Here is a 1,155-nt window from a genome sequence, read left to right as displayed (position 1 = left end):
TAAGGAAGGTGCGATTTAATCGTCATATGTGAGAACATAAAGCTTTCTTTATCATGAGCTGTTTACAATGCCTGCCATTTCCAGCTATTCCTCCCGTAAATCCCGTTTTCTTGACCGTATGAATGTTCTGGTGCCGTGGCAGGATATTGCTGATAAGCTGCTTCACGTCTATCCGTCATCCCGTCGCGGCCGACGGCCTTTCCCCCTGGTGCTTATGCTCCGTATCCACTGCCTGCAACTCTGGTTTGACCTCAGTGACGGAGCGGCTGAAGACGCCCTGCATGATGTCCTGCCGTTCCGTCAATTTGCGGGGATCTGTGACACGGTGCCAGATCGCACAACCATCATGAATTTCCGCCATTTTCTGGAGAAACATCATGCAGGAGAACAGATACTGGCACTGATTAACCAGAAACTGAAGCAGGCCGGACTGATGTTACGTCAGGGCATCATTATCGATGCGACCATTATTTCCGCTCCCTGTTCCGTAAAAAATAAAGCCGGTCAACGGGATCCTGAAATGCATCAGACCCGCAAGGGAAATCAGTGGTACTTTGGTATGAAAGCTCATATTGCTGTTGATGCGGCCACAGGCTTGACGGAAAAAGTAGTGACCACGGCGGCAAATGTGCATGACCTGAATGCGGCGGATAGCCTGATTACGGAGCCGGTAGCAATTGTCTTCGCCGATGCCGGATATCGCGGGGCAGAAAAACGGGACTCTCTGACACATCGGGTTAAAGAGTGGTTTATTGCCAAAGGTCCTCATGCCGTAAAAAAGCTCAGACAGCATCCCCGGCTGAATAAGCAGGCGCTGCATGATGAATATGTGAAAGCAGGTATTAGGGCAAAGGTTGAGCATCCTTTCCGGATACTGAAGTGCCAGTTTGGTTTCAGCAAAACACGATTACGGGGACTGATGAAGAACCACAACCGGCTTTCAATGCTGTTTGCAATGTGCAATTTGGTGCGGGCGGGACAACTGGCGGGGATGTCGTGAAAATCATTGTAATATCAGTGGAGCAGTGACATTTTGCTTACCCTGAGTTGATGGGGGAGATTAAATATTGTCCAAACTGGGGTGCTTACTTTGCCGCGTAAGGAGGATATCCAGGCTCTGGATCGTCATGACTGATTAAATCGCACCTTCCCTAG

The 1,155-nt window shown here is 49.5% G+C and carries 1 protein-coding gene; it reads left to right on the top strand.

All coding sequences use genetic code 11. From position 1 onward, the window contains the following. Window positions 1-67 precede the first annotated feature (67 nt). Complete coding sequence (locus tag H5203_RS22460) at window positions 68-1,000, top strand: IS5-like element ISKpn13 family transposase (RefSeq protein ID WP_004235553.1); 933 nt, start codon at window positions 68-70, stop codon at window positions 998-1,000. The last annotated feature ends 155 nt before the right edge of the window (window positions 1,001-1,155 follow it).

Source organism: Pseudoalteromonas sp. SG41-1, from assembly GCF_014164575.1.
In the GTDB taxonomy this organism is placed as follows: Bacteria; Pseudomonadota; Gammaproteobacteria; order Enterobacterales; family Alteromonadaceae; genus Pseudoalteromonas; species Pseudoalteromonas rhizosphaerae.
The sequence above is the reverse complement of the archived record's forward strand: the minus strand, read 5'-3'. Positions and strand labels throughout refer to the sequence as shown.